Origin of the sequence: Rhodococcus sp. LB1 (assembly GCF_001583455.1) — a bacterium.
In the GTDB taxonomy this organism is placed as follows: Bacteria; Actinomycetota; Actinomycetes; order Mycobacteriales; family Mycobacteriaceae; genus Rhodococcus_F; species Rhodococcus_F opacus.
Genome location: NZ_LTCZ01000396.1, coordinates 51,212 through 69,237, shown reverse-complemented (window position 1 = coordinate 69,237; position 18,026 = coordinate 51,212). Strand labels below are relative to the sequence as shown.

Genomic DNA, 18,026 nt, shown 5'->3' with positions numbered 1-18,026 from the left:
CGCTCTTTCGCCGCCTACCGTGGGGACTCGGACGTGCTTTTCCCCTTCGACTCGACCTGGGAGCGGCGCAGGATCGCCTCGGCGTGACGCAGGACCGGCGCGTCCACCATCTTTCCCTCGAACGCGAAGACTCCTCGCTCGTCGGCGACGGCGGCGAGAACCCGCGTCGCCCAGTCGACGTCCTCGTCGGACGGCGCGTACGCCTCCCGGATCACCGCGACCTGGCTGGGATGGATGCCGACCTTGATGTCGAATCCGACGGCGACGGCGTCGACCGCCTCGGCGCGCAACCCGTCGAGGTCCTTGATGTCGAGATAGACGGAATCCAGGGCGAGCCGGTGATATGCCTTGGCGGCCAGCAGTGTCGATGACCGCACATGGGTGGCGACGTCCCGGTAGCTGCCGTCCTCGCGGCGACTGGAGTTACCGCCCATCGCCGCCACGAGATCTTCGGCGCCCCACATCACGCCGATCGTGCTCGCCGCCAGCGCGATCTCGCTCACCGCGAGCGCACCGAGCGGCGACTCGACGAGGGCGATCACCTCACGCGGCGCCAGCGACAGCACCTGATCGGCGGACTCGCACTTGGCCAGCATCAGCCTCGTGTAACGGGTGCCGTCGAGTGCCAGCAGATCGCGCTCGTGGTCCTCGGTCCCGACCGGATTGACCCGCACCACCGTGCGATCCGGATCCAGCGGGGTGTCGATCAGGGCGACCCGAGCCGCTTCCTTGTCCGCAGGCGCCACCCCGTCCTCGAGGTCGAGGATCACGACGTCGGCTGCCGCAGCCGCCTTCGCATACCGTTCGGGCCGGTCCGCCGGGCAGAACAGCCAGGCCGGCCCGGGCAGTTCCCAGCTCATGACGGCTTCTTCTGAACGAGGGTCTTGCGGACCGCGATCGCCACCACGTCGCCGTTCTGATTCCGGCCGGTGTGCTCGAGCGTGACGATGCCCTCGCCGGGCCTGCTCTTCGACTCGCGCTTGTCCGCGATCTTCGTCTCCGCGTACAGCGTGTCGCCGTGAAACAGCGGCTTCGGGAAACTGATCTCCGAGAACCCCAGGTTGGCGACGATGGTCCCCTGCGTCAGTTGCGCCACCGACAACCCGACCAGCGTCGAGAGGGTGAACATCGAGTTGACGAGGCGCTCACCGAACTGGGTGTTCTCGCTGTACGCGGCGTCCAGGTGCAGTGCCTGGGTGTTCATCGTCTGCGTCGTGAAGAGGACGTTGTCGGCCTCGGTGACGGTCCGGCCGGGACGGTGCTCGTACACCGCTCCCAGCTCGAACTCCTCGAACCACAGGCCCCGCTGAACGATTCGCTTCGGTTCGGTCGTGGCGGTCACAGGCCTGCCTCGCGCGCGATCAGCATCAGCTGCACCTCGGTGGTGCCCTCGCCGATCTCCAGGATCTTGCTGTCGCGGTAGTGCCGGGCCACGGTGTACTCGTTCATGAATCCGTAGCCGCCGTGGATCTGGGTGGCGTCGCGGGCGTTGTCCATCGCGGCCTCGGAGGCGACGAGCTTGGCGATGGCGGCCTGCTTCTTGAACGGCTTGCCGGACAACATCCGGGCGGCGGCGTCGTAGTACGCCGTGCGCGCGGTGTGGGCGCGCGCCTCCATGCGGGCGATCTTGAACGCGATGGCCTGGTTGTGTCCGATGGGCCGTCCGAACGCCTCCCGTTCCTTGGCGTACTTGACCGACTCGTCGACGCATCCCTGGGCGGCGCCGACGCTGAGCGCGGCGATGGCGATGCGTCCCTCGTCGAGGATCCGCAGGAAGTTCGCGTACCCGCGGCCGCGCTCGCCGAGCAGATTCTCCTCGGGAACGCGCACGTCCGAGAACGTGAGCGGGTGGGTGTCGGAGGCGTTCCAGCCGACCTTGTTGTACGCCGGCTCGGCAGTGAAGCCCGGCGTCGACGTCGGCACGAGGATGGTGGAAATCTCCTTCTTGCCGTCCTTCGTACCGGTCACCGCGGTGACGGTGACGAGCTTGGTGATGTCGGTGCCGGAGTTGGTGATGAACTGCTTGTTGCCGTTGATGATCCATTCACCGCTGTCGAACTTCGCGGTGGTCTTCGTCCCGCCGGCATCGCTTCCGGCGCCCGGCTCGGTGAGCCCGAACGCGGCCAGGCTCTTGCCGCTCGTCAGCTGCGGCAGCCACTCCTGCTTCTGCTCCTCGTTGCCGAACCGGTAGATCGGCATCGCACCCAGCGACACGCCGGCTTCCAGGGTGATCGCGACACTCTGGTCGACCTTGCCCAGTTCTTCGAGTGCCAGGCAGAGGGCGAAGTAGTCGCCGCCCATTCCGCCGTACTCCTCGGGGAACGGCAGGCCGAACAGGCCCATGTCGGCCATCCCCGACACCACCTCGTACGGGAACGTGTGGTTGGCGTCGTGTTCCGCCGCGACCGGTGCCACCACGTTCTTGGCAAAATCGGCGACGGTCTTCGCCAACTGCTGGTACTCGTCGGGAAGCTGGCCGGTGGCAAGGAATTCGGTCATGACGCGTCTTCTTTCGTGTCGGTGGTGTCGGTGTGCGGGGTGACTCGTGCGAGCAGCTGGTCGACCATCACCTGGTCACCGGGTGCGACGAGGATGTCGACGACGCCGTCGACGGGGGCGGTGAGCGAGTGCTCCATCTTCATCGCCTCGACCACGACGAGCGTTTGGCCTGCGGTGACGTGGGCGCCTGCCTCGGCGCCGACGGCGATGACGGATCCGGGCATGGGGCTGGTGATCTCGGCCTCGCCGGCGTGGACGTCGCCAGTGCGGACACTGAGTTCACGGACCTCACGCAGCATCGTCGTGCCGTCGGAACCGGCGAGCCAGATGTGCCCGTCGGTCTGGGCGACCCGGTAGGTTTCGCGCCTGCCGTCGATCACCACGGAGAGGGTGGTTCCGTCGAGCGCCGCCGTCAGGGACAGAGTGTCGCCGTCCTCGACCTGCGCGGTGGCCTCGGCCGGACTGCCCGTGATCCGGACGTGGTCGGTGCGGGTGGCAGAGGACAACCGGATGCTGGTGGGCGCGGGAACCCCGACCCGCCAGCCGCTCGGGACGTCCCAGGGATCGGCCTGTGCCCGCTCGGGCCAGCGCTGCAACCAGCGGAAAGCAGCAGCGGCGATCAGGGCGGCATCGGTGGCCTCCGCCGCGACGAAGTCCTCGAGCCGTCGGTCGAGCAGACCGGTGTCGAGATTGCCGGCCACCACGTCGGGATCGGCGAGCAGGAAGCGCGCGAACTCGATGTTGGTGACCACTCCCAGCACACCGGTGCCGGCCAGCGCCCGGTCCAGCTTCCGCAGCGCGCCGGCGCGGTCGTCGGCGTGGGCGATGACCTTCGCCAGCATCGGGTCGTAATCGCTGCCGACCACCGTGCCGGGCTGCAGCCCGGAGTCGACACGGACACCGGGGCCGGCGGGTTCGACCACGTCGGCCACGAGTCCACCGGTGGGGAGGAAGCCGCGACTCGGGTCCTCGGCGTAGACGCGGGCTTCGATGGCGTGGCCGGTGAGGGTGATGTCGTCCTGGGTGAAGCCGAGAGGCTCACCGGCGGCCACTCGCACCTGCCACTCGACGAGGTCCAGGCCCGTCACGAGTTCGGTGACCGGGTGCTCGACCTGCAGCCGGGTGTTCATCTCCATGAAGAAGAACTCGTCGGGCTTGTCGGCGGAGACGATGAACTCGACCGTTCCCGCTCCCGAGTAGTCGACGCTGCGCGCCGTGTTGCAGGCGGCCTCGCCGATCCGGGCGCGTGTTGCCTCGTCCAGCAGCGGCGACGGCGCTTCCTCGATGACCTTCTGATGGCGACGCTGCAGACTGCATTCGCGCTCGCCGAGGTGGACGACGTTCCCGTGTCCGTCCGCGAGGATCTGCACCTCGATGTGCCGGGGCCGCAGCACGAATCGCTCGAGGAAGAGTGTGTCGTCGCCGAACGCCGACGCCGCCTCCCGCCGCGCGCTGCGCAGTGCCTCGGCGAGTGCGCCCGGCTCCTCCACCAGCCGCATGCCCTTGCCGCCGCCGCCTGCCGACGGCTTGACGAGGACGGGGTATCCGATGTCGCCTGCGGCCGCGATCAGTTCGTCGTCGGACAGGCCGGGGCGGGCGATGCCGGGGACGACAGGGACGTCGAACTTCGCCACCGCGTTCTTGGCGGTGATCTTGTCGCCCATCACCTCGATGGCGTGAGCGGACGGACCGAGGAACGCGATCCCCGCGTCCGCGCAGGCCCCGGCGAACTTGGAGTTCTCCGAGAGGAACCCGTAACCGGGATGGATCGCCTGCGCGCCGGTGGCGCGGGCCGCCGCGATCACCTTCTCGATGACGAGGTAACTCTCCCGCGCCGCGGCGGGACCGAGCAGCACCGCGGTGTCGGCCTCGCGAACGTGCCGGGCGTCGCGGTCCGCCTCGCTGAACACGGCGACGGAGCGGATTCCCATGGCCCGCAGTGTGCGGATCACGCGCACCGCGATCTCGCCGCGGTTGGCTACCAGGACGGTATCTATCCGAGTCATTTCAGTCATTCCACTCACATCCGGAAAACGCCGTAGGAGACCGGCTCGACCGGCGCGTTCGCACACACCGAGAGCGCCAGTCCGAGAACAGTTCTGGTATCGGCGGGGTCGATGATGCCGTCGTCCCACAGCCTGGCCGTCGAGTAGTACGGATTGCCCTGCGCCTCGTACTGCTCGCGGATCGGCGCCTTGAACGCTTCTTCGTCCTCTGCCGACCACGGGTTGCCCGCGCTGTCGAGTTGCTCGCTGCGCACCGTCGAGAGCACCGACGCCGCCTGCTCTCCGCCCATCACGGAGATCCGGGCGTTCGGCCACATCCACAGGAACCGCGGCGAGTACGCCCGCCCGCACATCGAGTAGTTGCCCGCACCGTAGGAGCCGCCGATCACGACGGTCAGCTTGGGAACCCGGGCGCACGCCACCGCGGTCACCATCTTGGCGCCGTGCTTGGCGATGCCGCCGGCCTCGTAGTCGCGGCCGACCATGAAACCGGCGATGTTCTGCAGGAACAGAAGCGGAATCTTGCGCTTGTCGCACAGTTCGATGAAATGCGCGCCCTTCATCGCGGACTCGGCGAACAGCACGCCGTTGTTGGCGACGATGCCGACCGGGTGGCCCTCGACGTGCGCGAAACCGGTGACCAGGGTCTTGCCGTACTCCGCCTTGAACTCCTGGAACTCGCCGCCGTCCACGATCCGGTCGATGACCTCGTGGACGTCGTACGGGGTGCGCGGGTCGGTGGGGACCACGTCGTAGAGCTCGGTCTGCGGCGCCGACGCGGGGACGGCGCTGATCACGTCCCACGGCCGCTCGGCGCGCGGGCCGAGGGTCGCGACGATGTTCCGCACGATCCGCAGCGCGTCCTGGTCGTCCTCCGCGAGGTGGTCGGTGACGCCGGAGACCTTCGAGTGCAGGTCGCCGCCGCCGAGTTCCTCCGCTGTCACGACCTCACCGGTGGCAGCCTTCACCAGCGGCGGACCGCCCAGGAAGATGGTGCCCTGGTTGCGGACGATGACGGCCTCGTCGCTCATCGCGGGCACGTAGGCGCCGCCGGCGGTGCACGAGCCGAGGACCGCCGCGATCTGCGGGATGCCCTGCGCGCTCATCGTCGCCTGGTTGTAGAAGATGCGGCCGAAGTGCTCGCGGTCCGGGAACACCTCGTCCTGCCTCGGCAGGAACGCGCCGCCGGAGTCGACGAGGTAGATGCACGGCAGCTGGTTCTGCAGCGCGATCTCCTGCGCCCGCAGGTGCTTCTTCACCGTCATCGGGTAGTAGGTGCCGCCCTTGACGGTCGCGTCGTTGGCGACGATCACGCATTCCCGGCCGGACACCCGGCCGATGCCGGCGATCACGCCCGCTCCGGGGCACTCGTCGTCGTACAGGCCGTTCGCCGCGAGCGGGGAGATCTCGAGGAACGGGCTGCCGGGGTCGAGCAGGGTGTCCACTCGATCGCGGGGCAGGAGCTTGCCTCGGCTGACGTGCCGCTCGCGCGACTTCTCGCTGCCGCCGAGCGCGGCCACAGCCAGCCTCGACTTCAGCTCGTCCACCAATTTCGTGTGCTCTGCCCGGTAGCCCTCCCGTGCAGTGGTTCCGCTCAGTGCCATCCTGCCGCCCTCTCGTCTTGACGCCCGTGCCGAGTGAGTTAATACTCGATAACTGAATCTAAGATAACTGTGATTAACTGAGTTGTCCAGACCACATCCGAGAAAGAGCAAGGCGATGACCACAGACGTCGACGGCGCCGAAGCGCCGATCACGCGCCGGGAGCAGATGAAGGCGGATCGTCGCCGCCAACTGCTCGAGGCCGCCGCCCGCCTCATCGCCGAACGGGGCTTCCTCGGCGTCCGCCTCGAGGACCTCGGTTCCGCCGCGGGAATCAGCGGCCCGGCCGTGTACCGGCACTTCCCCAACAAGGACGCCGTGCTCGTCGAACTGCTCGTCGGAATCAGCACGCGACTGCTCGAAGGCGGGTCGCTCGTCGTCGCGGAGGCCGCCTCCCCGGAAGCGGCCCTGGAGGGTCTGATCGACTTCCACCTGGACTTCGCGCTCGGCGAACCCGACCTCATTCGCATCCAGGACCGGGACCTGGAGAGCCTGCCCGCCGAGGCCCGCCGGGAGGTCCGGCAGACGCAGCGGCGCTACGTGGAGATCTGGGTGAAGGTGCTGCTGCAGGTGGACACGTCACTGGACGAGACGGACGCCCGCACCAAGGCGCACGCCACGTTCGGGCTCATCAACTCGACCCCGCACAGCGCCGATCCCACCACCCCCTCGCGCACCCGGAAAGTGCTGCGCGACATGACGCTTCTCTGCCTGCGCCCGTGAGTAGTTGTCAACCACGGGCGGTTAACAAGTACTCACGGGCGGCGAAGCCGCAGAAGGGCCCCGCCCTGACCGGACGGGGCCCTTCTCTTGACGGTGCGATGTGGCGTCTACACCCTGTTCTTGCTCGTCATCGAGGTGTATCCGAGGGTCAGCACGGCCGCCACGGCGATGCTGATGATCCACCGGATCCAGTCGATCCCGCCGGTGTCCCCCTTGTCGAGGAGCCCCTCCCACACCCAGTACCCGATCAGCGCGCCGATGATGCCGAGGACGACGGTGATGACCCACCCCATCGCCTGCTTTCCCGGAATCACGAGACGCGCCAGAACGCCGATGACCGCACCGAAGATGATGGTGCCGATGATGTTGCCGACCATGGCCCTTGTCCTCTCAACACGCAATTCATGGTGCGAGCGGAAGGTCACCGCTCTTTTCGAACATAACCACCTGGACACCCGTTCGACAGGGCTTCGGCAAATCGTTGCCAAAAGGTTCATGCGGCGTACCGCTGTGAACCCCGCCGGTTCAGCGAATGCCCTGCCGTCGCAGGGCTACGGACACCGCTGCGGCCCGGGTGTCGACGCCGAGCTTCGCGTAGATGTGGGCGAGGTGGGTCTTGACCGTCGCCTCGCTGATGAAGAGGGCTTTGCCGAGCTCCTTGTTCGTCATGCCCATGGCCAGCAGAGTCAGCAGTTCGGCCTCCCGCGGCGTGAGAGCCTCCTCGGGGCGCTGCATCTGCTGCAGTAGTCGCGACGCGACGGGCGGCGACAGCACACTCTGGCCGGCGGCCGCGCCGCGCACGGCCGCGAAGATCTCCTGGGGTGTCGAATCCTTCAGGAGGTATCCGATGGCACCGGCATCGATGGCGCGCACCACGTCGGCATCCGTGTCGTACGTCGTGAACACCAGCACCGGCAGGTTCCGATCGACCTGCCGGATGCGGCGAATGGCCTCCACCCCGTCGATACCGGCGCCGAGGGCGAGATCCATCGTCACGAGCTGCGGCCGGAATGTGGTCACGGCGTCGACGGCCGCCTCCCCCGTGCCCGCCTCGGCGATCACCTCGATGTCCGGCTGCGAGTCGAGAAGCGCTCGCAGCCCGGCCCGAACGACCACGTGGTCGTCGACCAGCAGGACGGTCACGGTCGTCATGCCGCGGTCCCTCTCGCGCACGGTATCTGAGCGGCCACCACGGTGCCCTCGCCCGGTGCGCTCTCGACGGTGAACGTGCCGCCCAGTTGCTCGACGCGACTGCGCATCGCGCGTAGTCCGTATCCGCCGCGCGCCGAGGGAGATCCGGTGGGCGCGGGTTCGAAACCGGTGCCGTCGTCGAAGATGTCGAGTGCGACGGCATCCGGAAGATACGTCAACGTGACACCCACGGTCTCGGCGTGCGCGTGCCGGGCAATATTGGACACGGCGCTCTGGGTGATCCGCAGCAGCGCGTGCGTCACCTCCGCCGGAATCGCGATCGGACTACCCACGATCCGGAGCTCCGCCCGCGGATGGTGGGTACGCGCGGCAGCGAGCAGTGCCGCGTCGATCGGCTGGGATTCCAGGTTGGGCGCCGCGAGATGGTGCACGAGACTGCGCGTTTCCGCCAGGTTCTCGCGCAATGTTCCGGTCGCCACGCGGACGTCCTCGCGTGCTCGCGCCTCCGTCCGCGGATCTGCCTGCGCCCAGATCTGCTCGGCCGCCTCGAGCCGAAGCAGGCTGCTGGTCAGTCCCTGTGTCACGGTGTCGTGGATCTCGCGGGCCAGTCGTTCGCGTTCGGCGAGCATTCCCGCCTCCCGCTCGGTCTCCGCGAGCCGGGACCGGGTCTCCGCCACCTGGCGGAGCAGTCGCACCCGTTCCCGGCCGTCCCGCTCGATCTGGCTGTACGCCATGACGATCAGCGCTCCGGTGCACAGCGGTCCGACCAGCACCGCCCACTCGCTGCGGCCGGAGAAGGTGAAGAACGCCAGCGACGTGAGCACGGCGAGAACCCCGACGACCGGGTACGCGATCCGACTCGGGTAGGCCCTCGTGCACAGAAAGAACATGGGAAACGCGCACCAGGCGAAACTCGGCGCGAGCCAGACGAGCACTGCCCACGTCGTCAGGACCGGCCACACCCACGGTTCCCATACGCCTTCCCGCCGTGCGACCACGGCGGTGACCGTGTACAACGCGGCGAGCGCGGCAATCAACGCGACCACCACGACGAACTGCCCGCTCACTCCGTGGTAGGTCAGATACCGCGCCGTCGACGTCGCGAGGAGGACGTAGAACGACACATGGATGGCGGTAGCGAGCGGGCCGCGCAGACCCGCGCCGTCCGACCTGTCCACTCCGTCCACAGGTGTCGTCACGTCGATTGATCCTACGGATCTGCCGTGGGTCGCGGATCAACCGTTCGGATGATCTGCCGGGGCCGGACGGATGAGTTCGGGAGCGCCGTCGGCCCGATGCGGTCACCGGCACCGCCGGGCCAGGCTGGTCACGTCAGCTCGTCACTTCCCGAAAGGCCTTCCGATGCGCACCTTCCGCCGCCTGCCCCGCATTCTGGCGATCACCGTCCCGCTCGCCGCGATCGTCGCCACCTCGGCGTGCGGCACGTCCGCGTCCGACGAGGCGAGTCCGGCGTCCACTCCGGTCGCGACGGCCGCTGCACCGGCTCCGATCGACGGTGCGGACGGCGTGGTGAGCCAGAACCGTCTCGGTATCGGCACTGCGCAGGTCGCCGCGCAGGCGGCGCTCGCGAAGTGCCAGGCCGACGGGCTCGGCTTCGTCACCGTGTCGGTGGTCGATCGCGCCGGCAACGTGCAGGCCATGCTGCGCGGGGACAACGCGGCTCAGCACACCGTGGAGGCGGCCCGTCAGAAGGCGTACACCGCTGCCGCGTTCGGCGCGAACACCAGCGATCTGAGCGAACGGGCCAAGGGCGACGGCGCGACGGTTGCCGACCTTCCCGGCACGTTGTTCCTCGCCGGCGGCGTGAGCGTGAAGTCGGCCGGCGGGTCGATCGCGGGTATCGGCGTCGGCGGCGCTCCCGACGGAATACGGGATCAGGCGTGCGCGGCCGCCGGGCTCGACGCGATCGCCGGGGCGCTGGGTTGAAGAGCCGCCCCCGTGTCGACGCCCGAACTGGAACGCGCGCTGTTCGACGCCGTCGCCCGTGACGACGTCGCCACCGCGCGGGCACTGATCGACGCCGGAGCAGATGTCAACGCGAAAAACGCGCGCGAGGACTCGGCGTTCCTGTATGCCGGCGCGGAGGGACTGAACGAGATTCTCGCGCTCACCCTCGAGCGGGGAGCCGACGTCACCAGCACCAATCGGTTCGGCGGAACCGCGCTGATCCCGGCGGCCGAGCACGGCCACGTCGACACCGTGCGGATGCTGATCGAGGCGGGTGTGCCGGTAGACCACGTCAACGGGCCGGGCTGGACTGCCCTGCTCGAGGCCGTGGTCTACGGCGACGGCTCCGACCGCTATCAGGACGTCGTCCGCCTGCTGCTCGACGCGGGCGCCGATCCGTCCATCGCGGACGCGGACGGACGGACGGCCCTGCAGAATGCCGAGCGACGCGGGCAGGACGCCGTCGCGACGTTGCTGCGAGCCAGGTGACGAGGCGGGTCAGGTGCGCCCGATCAGGTCGAGGGACTGCTCGCGCATCTCGACCTTGCGCACCTTGCCCGTCACGGTCATCGGGAACTCGTCCACGACGTGCACGTACTTCGGGATCTTGTAGTGGGCGAGCTTGCCGGTGCAGAATTCGCGCACCTTGGCCGCGTCCAGGGGTTCGGCACCGTCCTTCATCCGCACCCATACCATCAGTTCCTCGCCGTACTTCGCGTCCGGCACCCCGATGACCTGGGCGTCGAGGATGTCCGGATGCGTGTACAGGAACTCCTCGATCTCGCGGGGATAGACGTTCTCGCCGCCGCGGATGACCATGTCCTTGATCCGCCCGGTGATCGCGACGTAGCCGTCGGAATCCATCACACCGATGTCACCGGTGTGCATCCACCGTCCGGCGTCGATCGCTTCGGCGGTCTTCTCCGGGTTGTTCCAGTACCCGAGCATCACCGAGTATCCCCGGGTGCAGAGTTCGCCCGGCGTGCCCCGCGGAACGGTCAGTCCCGTTGCCGGATCGACGATCTTGACCTCGAGATGCGGACCGACGCGGCCGACCGTCGACACGCGCTGATCGATCGTGTCGTCCGACCGGGTCTGCAGCGACACCGGGGACGTCTCGGTCATGCCGTAACAGATGGAGACCTCGGCCATCCCCATCTGTTCGATGACCTGCTTCATCACCTCCACCGGGCAGGGTGATCCGGCCATGATTCCGGTCCGCAGGCTCGACAGGTCGAACGATGCGAAGTCCGGTTCGGCGAGTTCGGCGATGAACATCGTCGGCACCCCGTACAGAGATGTGCACTTCTCCGCTTCGACGGCCTGCAGCGTGGCTTTCGGGTCGAAGGAGGGTCCGGGGATGACCATGGTCGCGCCGTGACTCGTGCACGCCAGGTTGCCCATCACCATGCCGAAGCAGTGGTAGAACGGCACCGGGATGCAGACGCGGTCGTTCTCCGTGTAGTGGCACAGCTCGCCGACGAAGTATCCGTTGTTCAGGATGTTGTGGTGGCTGAGCGTCGCACCCTTGGGGAATCCGGTTGTCCCCGAGGTGTATTGGATATTGATCGGGTCGTCCGAGGACAGGGCCGCCTGCGCGGCGGGCAGCAGGGAGGGGTCGGCGGCGTGCACAGCCTTTCCGTCCGACGCCAGCTTGCTCCACTCGGCACTGCCGAGGAGCACCACCATCTCGAGGTCGGGGCACTGCGGCCGAACCTCCTCGATCATGCCCGCGTAGTCGGAGGACTTGAACTCGGGCGCCGACACCAGCAGACGGATACCGGCCTGATCGAGCACGTACTTCAACTCGTGCGCCCGGTAGGCGGGGTTGATGTTGACGAGCACGGCGCCGATCTTGGCCGTCGCGAACTGGATCAGCGTCCACTCCGGGCAGTTCGGCGCCCAGATCCCGACCCGGTCGCCCTTCCCGATACCCCGCTTCAGCAACCCCACCGCCACGGCGTCGACGTCCCGCCTCAGCTCCGCGTATGTCCACCGCCGCCCCGAGGGCCGGTCGACCAGGGCGTCACGATCGGCGTGGGCTGCCACCGTCCGGTCGAAGTTGTCTCCGATCGTGTCGCCGAGCATCGGGGCGTCCCACACGCCGTTGGTGTAACTGGGAAGCGGGGTTGTCATCACTCTTCCTCTCCAGGAGCCCGTTCGGGCACCTACGGGACGGGCAGACCCGAAGGCCCTTCCGCGGTCGAACTTACTCTTGGTTGATGTGATCCAGGGCATACTGCACGGCGAGGGGCGCCGGTATCTGTGCGAAGTCCGGACACCCCTCGCCGGCCCTGTCAGAGCGCGTCGTCTTTCGTTTCCACCAGGGCCTTCGTGCACAGCAGGCTGACCACGCCGAGGACGGCGAGCAGCACGCCGATCGCGGCGCTGCCGTACGCGGACGCCAGGGGTGCGGCGATCAGCGGCGGCACGGCGCCGCCGAGCACTCCGGCGAGGTTGTAGCCGAGGCCGGCGCCGGTGTAGCGGTAGCGCGTCTGGAACATTTCCGGAAGCAGCGCCCCGCAGGGGCCGTAGGCAATTCCGAAGATGGCGAGCGTGACCATCACGCCGATCGTGAACGCGACGGGTGAACCGGTGTCGAGCAGCGGGAACAGCGCGAGCGCCCACACGACGGCCAGTCCGCAGGAGATCATGATGACCCGTCGACGCCCGATCCGGTCCGAGTACAGAGCGGAGACGACGATCGTGAATCCGAAGACCACGGCCGAGGCGATCCCGACCGTCAGCACGAACGAGCGGCTGAACCCGAGAGTCTTCGTGCCGTAGCTGGTGAGAAACGCTGTGCCCATGTAGAAGAACGCGAACAGTGTCGCGAGCGCGCCGGCCGAGAGGAGGATCTCCTTGGTCTGGTACCGCCAGGCGTCCATCAGCGGGAGGGTCCGCGGGGTCGCGTCGGCACGGTCGGCCTGCTGGGCCGCACGGAACACCGGTGTCTCCTCGATCGCCAGTCGCATGTAGAGGCCGATGCCGACCAGGACGGCACTGAACAGGAAGGGAATCCGCCACCCGTATTCGAGGAAGACCTCGTTGGTGTCGCCGAGCAGGGTGCCGGTGACGAGGAACGTGGCACTGGAGAGGATGAAGGCCACCGCGGGGCCGAGCTGCGGGAACATCGCGTACAGACCGCGCTTGCCCGGGGGTGCGTATTCCGCCGTCAGCAGCGTGGCGCCCGCCCACTCGCCGCCGACCGCGAATCCCTGACCGAAACGCAGCAGCACCAGCAGGATCGGGGCCGCGACCCCGATCGTCTCGGCGCCGGGCAGCAGGCCGATCAGGAACGTCGAGACACCCATCAGGATGAGCGTGGAGATCAGCGTCTTCTTACGTCCGATCCGGTCACCGTAGTGGCCGAACAGCATGGCACCCACGGGCCTGGCGACGAACGCGACGGCGAAGGTCGCGAAGGAGGCGACGGTGCCGGCGGTGGAGCCGAGGGCGGGAAAGAACACCGTGGGGAACACCAGGGCTGCGGCGGTGCCGTAGATGAAGAAGTCGTAGAACTCGATGGTCGTGCCGATGCCGCTGGCGATGGCCACCTTGCGGACGCTGGTACCGCCCTGGCGCACCGGTGTGGGGGCGTGGGGGGCGCCCGCACCCGAGTTGGAGACTGTGGTCACTCGATTCCTCCGTGGTCCGTGGGGAACACCCTGGTGGGCGTATCCCGGATGAGAGGAAAAGTAGTGATCCGGCTCACTGCGTCACCACCCCCGAATAGGGGGGTGGTGACGCGTGTCACGTCACTCGGCGGTGCCGGACGCGCCGAGCAGCTCCTTACGGAGTTCGGCCCACACGGTGGCGTACGAGTCGATCACGGGTTCCGAGATCCACTTCGTCTCCCCCGCAGCGACTTTCGCGAGGGCGTCGGCGAACAGGTCCTGGTAGCGGGACAACCGGGGCACGAACGCCGACAGGTCGTCGAACACGACCGACGCACGGCGGTCCAGGTCGGCCAGCTGATCGGCGTCGGCCGAATCGATCAGTCCGACGAACTCCTCGTGGAACGGCACGAAGCTCTCGTACACCTCCGCGATGGAGTCCTCGTCGATGGACACCCGCTCGGCGTCGAGCTGATCCTCTAGCTCCGAGCGTCCGGCCTCGGTGAGCCCGATCCGGCCGTCCGACACTTCCTGCGCCTTGCCCTGGGTCAGCAGCGCGTCGTAGGCGGCCTGCGCGGACGCGGCGCTCACACCGAGATGCTCGGCCAGAACAGTCGCGCTGACCTGCTCTTTCAACCGGACCGCCTGCAGCAGGGCCAACTCGTCCACATTGCCAGCGAAGGCCATAGATCTCTCCTCGTCACACCCCGTCCAGGGCGGTTCTCCGCAGGTCCGGCCGGACCTGCCGCCCTTTAGATAACACGACTACAGTTCGAGGATCTCCGAGGGGGCGGCGAGCGCATCCGCGCGGGACGTGTCCTTCAACTCCACCCCGGACCGGCCCAGTTTCCTGGCGCCGGACACGAGACCCGCCACGACGCGGGCCGCGAGTTCGTAGCCGAGCCCCTCGGGTGGGTGGATGTTGGACACGCAGTTCCGGTCCGCGTCGGTGCGTCCGGGACGCGGGAGGTGCGTGAGGTAGACGCCGACACTGTCGGCCACCGACAGTCCGGGCCGCTCCCCGATCAGCAGGACCAGCGTCTGCACGCCCAGTGCCTGCGCGATGTGGTCTCCGAGCGCCACCCGGGCCTGGGTCGCGATCACCGGCGGCGCCAGCGAGTACGTCCCGCCGAACTCGTCGACCAGAGCGGACAGCAGGGACACCCCGTGATCGGTGAGCGCCCGGGGCGACAACCCGTCGGCGAGAACGAACCCCACCTCGGCCGTTCCCCCGGGAACCGCGGACAGGTCGGCCGGCGTGCGGCCCAGGTCGGGCCGCCGCAGATATTCGCTGCGGTCCGACGCCTGACTCGTGACGACCACCGGCCTGCCCAGGCCCACGGCCTCGACCTGCTCGGCCAGCGCCTCCGCGTCGAGCGGCTGGTGGACGGCGTCACGTGCGGCGGCGTGCGCCGACCGGAACTCGAGGACGCGCTGCGTGGGCAGGGCGTCACCTGTGCGGCCGAGTCCGATACGCGCCTGCGTCGTGGCCCGCAGTTCCGCCCAGAAGTCGTGCACCACAGGATCGCTCATCGTGCCACCGTCAGCGCCCGCAGCGGCGACGCCGCGGCGTCGACCGGCAGGACCCGTCCCGCGTCGTCGACCATGCCGAGACGGCGCATCCAGTCCTCGAATTCCGGTGCCGGTCTGAGTCCGAGCACCTGACGTACGTACAACGCGTCGTGGAACGACAGACTCTGGTACCCGAGCATGACGTCGTCCGCGCCGGGTACCGCGATGACGAAGGCCGCGCCTGCGACACCGAGCAGGGTGAGCAGCGTGTCCATGTCGTCCTGGTCGGCTTCGGCGTGATTGGTGTAGCAGACGTCGACACCCATCGGCAGGCCCAGGAGCTTTCCGCAGAAGTGATCCTCGAGCCCGGCCCTGATGATCTGCTTGCCGTCGTACAGGTACTCCGGACCGATGAAACCGACCACCGTGTTGATCAGCAGTGGTTCGAGATCACGGGCCACCGCGTACGCCCTGGTCTCGAGGGTCTGCTGGTCGACAGGCCTGCCACCCGTGCCGAGGTGGGCGCCCGCACTGAGCGCCGAACCCTGACCCGTTTCGAGATACATGACGTTGTCGCCGACGGTGCCGCGTTTCAGGGAACGGCCGGCCGCGTTGGCCTCACGGAGCAGCGAGATGTTCACGCCGAAACTGGAATTGGCCCCCTGAGTTCCGGCGATGGACTGGAACACGAGGTCGACGGGGACGCCTTCCTCGATCAGGCCCATCGTGGTGGTCACGTGCGACAGCACGCACGACTGCGCCGGAATGTCGAAGCGCTGACGGATGTCGTCGAGCAGGTGGAGCAATTCCGCGGTGGCGTGCGGCGAATCGGTGGCCGGGTTGATTCCGATCACGGCGTCACCGCAGCCGAGCAGCAGGCCGTCGAGCGTGGCGGCCGCGATTCCGCGCGGGTCGTCGGTGGGATGGTTGGGCTGCAGCCGGGTTCCCAGGTGTCCCGGTACGCCGAGCGTCGTCCGGAACCCCGCGGTGACGGTGACGGCCCGCGCGACCGCGATGAGGTCCTGGTTGCGCATGATCTTGCTGACCGCCGCGACCATCTCCGGGGTGAGCCCCGGGGCGACGCGGCGGAACGTCTCGGCCGCACCGTCCCGCGCCGCGACGTCCAGCAGCCAGTCGCGCAGGCCGCCGACGGTGAGATGGGAGATCTCGCCGAACGCGACCCGGTCGTGCGAGTCGATGATGAGCCTCGTGACCTCGTCGTCCTCGTAGGGAACGACGAGTTCGTTCAGAAACGTGCCGAGCGGGACGTCGGCCAGCGCCCACTGCGCGGCGGCGCGTTCGGCGTCGGAGGACGCCGCGCACCCGGCCAGCTCGTCGCCGCTGCGGAGCGGTGTCGCCTTGGCCATCAGGTCGACGAGACCGTCGAACGTGTACCCGGTTCCCGCGACTCCGTGACTGTAGGTGGTCATTCGAGTTCTTCTTCCGCCTGTGCAAGAACAGCAAACTCCTCGTCGGGGGAATTGGCAACGAGATGGTGGCGGCTGTACAGGCCGAAGTACGCCATGAAGGCCGCGAACGCGATCAGCGTCCAGAGTGCGGCGACCGGATCGACGAGGAAGGTGGCGATCACCGCGGCGGCCGCGATGACGAGTGCGAACGACGTGGTGACGATGCCGCCCGGGGTGCGGTACGGGCGCTTCATCTCCGGCTCACGCCTGCGGAGGACGATGTGGCTGACCATCATCAGCACGTAGCTGACGGCCGCACCGAACACCGCCATGTTCAGCAGCATCGCGCCTTCACCGGTGAGCGACAGCACGAACCCGATGACACCCGGCACGATGAGGGCGAGCGTGGGCGCCTTCCGCGAATTGGTGATCGACAGACTCGTCGGGAGGTAGCCGGCGCGGGACAGCGCGAACGTCTGCCGCGAGTAGGCGTACATGATCGAGAAGAAGCTGGCGACGAGGCCGGCCAGTCCGATGTAGTTGACGACCTTCGCCGCGGTTCCGTCACCGAGCGCCTCGACCAGCGGATTGCCGGACGTCGACAGGGCCTCGGCACCCAGCGCTCCGGTGGCGAGGAACAGGACAGTTGCCCCCGTGACGATGAGGATGAGCATGCTGATGATGATTCCGCGCGGCACGTTCTTCTCCGGCTCGCGGGCTTCCTCCGCGGCCAGCGGCACGCCTTCGACGGCGAGGAAGAACCAGATGGCGAACGGGACGGCCGCCCAGATTCCGAATGCGCCGAAGGGCAGGAAACTCGACGCGCCCACCGCATCGGTCGCGGTGATGTCGGTGAGGTTGCCCGCGTCGAACAGACCGATCGCGGATACCGCGAAGATCACGAGACCGACCAGTGCGATCGCCGTGATGACGAACATGGCCTTGAGTGCCTCGCCGGCGCCGGTCAGATGGATTCCGATGAAGATGGCGTAGACCGCCAGGTACACCCACCACCCGTCGGTGATACCGAACAGGTTCAGTGACTCGACGTAGCTGCCGATGAAGGTCGCGATGGCGGCGGGCGCGATCGCGTATTCGATGAGAATGGCCGTGCCGGTGGCGAATCCGCCCCACGGCCCGAGTGCGCGCCGCGCGAACGTGTAACCGCCGCCGGCGGCGGGCAGGGCGGACGACATCTCGGCCATGCCCAGCACCATGGCCAGGTACATGCCGGCGATGACGACACCGGCGATCAGCAGGCCGCCGAATCCGCCCTCGGCCAGTCCGTTGTTCCATCCGGCGTAGTCGCCGGAGATCACGTAGCTGACACCGAGGCCGGCGAGCAGCACCCAGCCCGCCGAACCCTTACGGAGCGTGCGTTTTTCCAGATAGCTGCTGTCTTCCGAGTGGAAATCGGCAGCATCGTGATGTTGACCGGTTCCGGAATTCTTGGATGGTTCTACGAGTGACATTCCGTCCCCTACGTCGATCCGAATGGTGCCTCGCCCGCACCGCTCGGGGAGCGGAATCGAACGGCC

The 18,026-nt window shown here is 68.0% G+C and carries 17 protein-coding genes; 3 read left to right on the top strand and 14 right to left on the bottom strand.

Going from position 1 to position 18,026, the window contains the following annotated elements; genetic code table 11:
- Window positions 1–14 precede the first annotated feature (14 nt).
- From AZG88_RS38095 to AZG88_RS38075, 5 genes are read right to left on the bottom strand one after another with little or no spacing between them, the layout of a single operon-like run.
- Entirely contained in the window at window positions 15–860 is an 846-nt protein-coding gene (locus AZG88_RS38095; RefSeq protein WP_061700637.1) for an HpcH/HpaI aldolase/citrate lyase family protein, read from the bottom strand.
- Window positions 857–1,342, bottom strand: coding sequence for a MaoC family dehydratase (locus tag AZG88_RS38090; RefSeq protein ID WP_005239560.1), 486 nt, complete (start codon window positions 1,340–1,342; stop codon window positions 857–859). The genes AZG88_RS38095 and AZG88_RS38090 overlap by 4 nt, the downstream gene beginning before the upstream one ends.
- Window positions 1,339–2,499 (bottom strand): acyl-CoA dehydrogenase family protein, encoded by a 1,161-nt coding sequence (locus AZG88_RS38085; protein WP_005253824.1) that lies wholly within the window; start codon window positions 2,497–2,499, stop codon window positions 1,339–1,341. Before AZG88_RS38085 ends, AZG88_RS38090 begins: the two co-directional genes overlap by 4 nt.
- Complete coding sequence (locus AZG88_RS38080; protein WP_061700636.1) at window positions 2,496–4,505, bottom strand: acetyl/propionyl/methylcrotonyl-CoA carboxylase subunit alpha; 2,010 nt, start codon at window positions 4,503–4,505, stop codon at window positions 2,496–2,498. Before AZG88_RS38080 ends, AZG88_RS38085 begins: the two co-directional genes overlap by 4 nt.
- A 14-nt stretch (window positions 4,506–4,519) precedes the next feature.
- Window positions 4,520–6,109 (bottom strand): carboxyl transferase domain-containing protein, encoded by a 1,590-nt coding sequence (locus tag AZG88_RS38075; protein ID WP_061700635.1) that lies wholly within the window; start codon window positions 6,107–6,109, stop codon window positions 4,520–4,522.
- Window positions 6,110–6,224: 115 nt separating this feature from the next.
- Here AZG88_RS38075 and AZG88_RS38070 point away from each other — a divergent pair, with 115 nt between their 5' ends.
- Complete coding sequence (locus tag AZG88_RS38070) at window positions 6,225–6,830, top strand: SACE_7040 family transcriptional regulator (protein WP_005253821.1); 606 nt, start codon at window positions 6,225–6,227, stop codon at window positions 6,828–6,830.
- Between the two features lie 107 nt (window positions 6,831–6,937).
- Here AZG88_RS38070 and AZG88_RS38065 read toward each other — a convergent pair whose 3' ends face one another.
- The 3 genes from AZG88_RS38065 to AZG88_RS38055 form a co-directional block, all read right to left on the bottom strand.
- Complete coding sequence (locus tag AZG88_RS38065; RefSeq protein ID WP_005239513.1) at window positions 6,938–7,207, bottom strand: GlsB/YeaQ/YmgE family stress response membrane protein; 270 nt, start codon at window positions 7,205–7,207, stop codon at window positions 6,938–6,940.
- A 148-nt stretch (window positions 7,208–7,355) separates the two neighbouring features.
- Window positions 7,356–7,982: a response regulator gene (locus AZG88_RS38060; RefSeq protein ID WP_061700654.1), complete on the bottom strand. Its 627-nt coding sequence runs from the start codon at window positions 7,980–7,982 to the stop codon at window positions 7,356–7,358.
- On the bottom strand, window positions 7,979–9,181 hold the full coding sequence (locus AZG88_RS38055) for a sensor histidine kinase (RefSeq protein WP_061041816.1): 1,203 nt from the start codon (window positions 9,179–9,181) through the stop codon (window positions 7,979–7,981). Before AZG88_RS38055 ends, AZG88_RS38060 begins: the two co-directional genes overlap by 4 nt.
- Window positions 9,182–9,344: 163 nt before the next feature.
- On the opposite strand from AZG88_RS38055, the gene AZG88_RS38050 reads away from it, so the two are divergent.
- Both AZG88_RS38050 and AZG88_RS38045 read left to right on the top strand, forming a co-directional pair.
- The gene (locus AZG88_RS38050) at window positions 9,345–9,929 is read left to right on the top strand and encodes a GlcG/HbpS family heme-binding protein (protein ID WP_061700634.1); all 585 of its coding nucleotides are present in this window, start codon (window positions 9,345–9,347) and stop codon (window positions 9,927–9,929) included.
- 12 nt (window positions 9,930–9,941) lie between these two features.
- Window positions 9,942–10,439 carry an ankyrin repeat domain-containing protein gene (locus tag AZG88_RS38045; RefSeq protein WP_061700633.1) on the top strand — a complete coding sequence of 166 codons (498 nt, stop codon included), beginning with the start codon at window positions 9,942–9,944 and terminating at the stop codon, window positions 10,437–10,439.
- A gap of 9 nt (window positions 10,440–10,448) precedes the next feature.
- Here the strand turns inward: AZG88_RS38045 and AZG88_RS38040 are convergent, their stop codons facing one another.
- The 6 genes from AZG88_RS38040 to eat all read right to left on the bottom strand — a co-directional run bounded on the left by AZG88_RS38040 (window position 10,449) and on the right by eat (window position 17,960).
- Entirely contained in the window at window positions 10,449–12,086 is a 1,638-nt protein-coding gene (locus tag AZG88_RS38040) for an AMP-binding protein (RefSeq protein ID WP_061700632.1), read from the bottom strand.
- A gap of 161 nt (window positions 12,087–12,247) precedes the next feature.
- Complete coding sequence (locus AZG88_RS38035; RefSeq protein WP_061700631.1) at window positions 12,248–13,588, bottom strand: MFS transporter; 1,341 nt, start codon at window positions 13,586–13,588, stop codon at window positions 12,248–12,250.
- Window positions 13,589–13,708: 120 nt separating this feature from the next.
- Entirely contained in the window at window positions 13,709–14,254 is a 546-nt protein-coding gene (locus AZG88_RS38030; protein WP_061700630.1) for a hypothetical protein, read from the bottom strand.
- Window positions 14,255–14,332: 78 nt separating this feature from the next.
- Window positions 14,333–15,100, bottom strand: a complete 768-nt coding sequence (gene eutC / locus AZG88_RS38025) for an ethanolamine ammonia-lyase subunit EutC (RefSeq protein ID WP_061700629.1) — start codon at window positions 15,098–15,100, stop codon at window positions 14,333–14,335.
- On the bottom strand, window positions 15,097–16,509 hold the full coding sequence (locus AZG88_RS38020) for an ethanolamine ammonia-lyase subunit EutB (protein WP_061700628.1): 1,413 nt from the start codon (window positions 16,507–16,509) through the stop codon (window positions 15,097–15,099). Before AZG88_RS38020 ends, eutC begins: the two co-directional genes overlap by 4 nt.
- A complete protein-coding gene (gene eat, locus AZG88_RS38015) occupies window positions 16,506–17,960 on the bottom strand; it encodes an ethanolamine permease (RefSeq protein WP_061700627.1) in 1,455 nt (484 codons plus the stop codon). Before eat ends, AZG88_RS38020 begins: the two co-directional genes overlap by 4 nt.
- Between the last annotated feature and the right edge of the window lie 66 nt (window positions 17,961–18,026).

Bases quoted from the DNA above. Each gene is read 5' to 3' on its own strand.
- AZG88_RS38095 (WP_061700637.1), bottom strand. From the start codon at position 860: ATGAGCTGGGAACTGCCCGGGCCGGCCTGGCTGTTCTGCCCGGCGGAC.
- AZG88_RS38085 (WP_005253824.1), bottom strand. From the start codon at position 2,499: ATGACCGAATTCCTTGCCACCGGCCAGCTTCCCGACGAGTACCAGCAG.
- AZG88_RS38080 (WP_061700636.1), bottom strand. From the start codon at position 4,505: ATGACTCGGATAGATACCGTCCTGGTAGCCAACCGCGGCGAGATCGCG.
- AZG88_RS38075 (WP_061700635.1), bottom strand. From the start codon at position 6,109: ATGGCACTGAGCGGAACCACTGCACGGGAGGGCTACCGGGCAGAGCAC.
- AZG88_RS38070 (WP_005253821.1), top strand. From the start codon at position 6,225: ATGACCACAGACGTCGACGGCGCCGAAGCGCCGATCACGCGCCGGGAG.
- AZG88_RS38065 (WP_005239513.1), bottom strand. From the start codon at position 7,207: ATGGTCGGCAACATCATCGGCACCATCATCTTCGGTGCGGTCATCGGC.
- AZG88_RS38060 (WP_061700654.1), bottom strand. From the start codon at position 7,982: ATGACGACCGTGACCGTCCTGCTGGTCGACGACCACGTGGTCGTTCGG.
- AZG88_RS38050 (WP_061700634.1), top strand. From the start codon at position 9,345: ATGCGCACCTTCCGCCGCCTGCCCCGCATTCTGGCGATCACCGTCCCG.
- AZG88_RS38040 (WP_061700632.1), bottom strand. From the start codon at position 12,086: ATGACAACCCCGCTTCCCAGTTACACCAACGGCGTGTGGGACGCCCCG.
- AZG88_RS38030 (WP_061700630.1), bottom strand. From the start codon at position 14,254: ATGGCCTTCGCTGGCAATGTGGACGAGTTGGCCCTGCTGCAGGCGGTC.
- eutC (WP_061700629.1), bottom strand. From the start codon at position 15,100: ATGAGCGATCCTGTGGTGCACGACTTCTGGGCGGAACTGCGGGCCACG.
- AZG88_RS38020 (WP_061700628.1), bottom strand. From the start codon at position 16,509: ATGACCACCTACAGTCACGGAGTCGCGGGAACCGGGTACACGTTCGAC.
- eat (WP_061700627.1), bottom strand. From the start codon at position 17,960: ATGTCACTCGTAGAACCATCCAAGAATTCCGGAACCGGTCAACATCAC.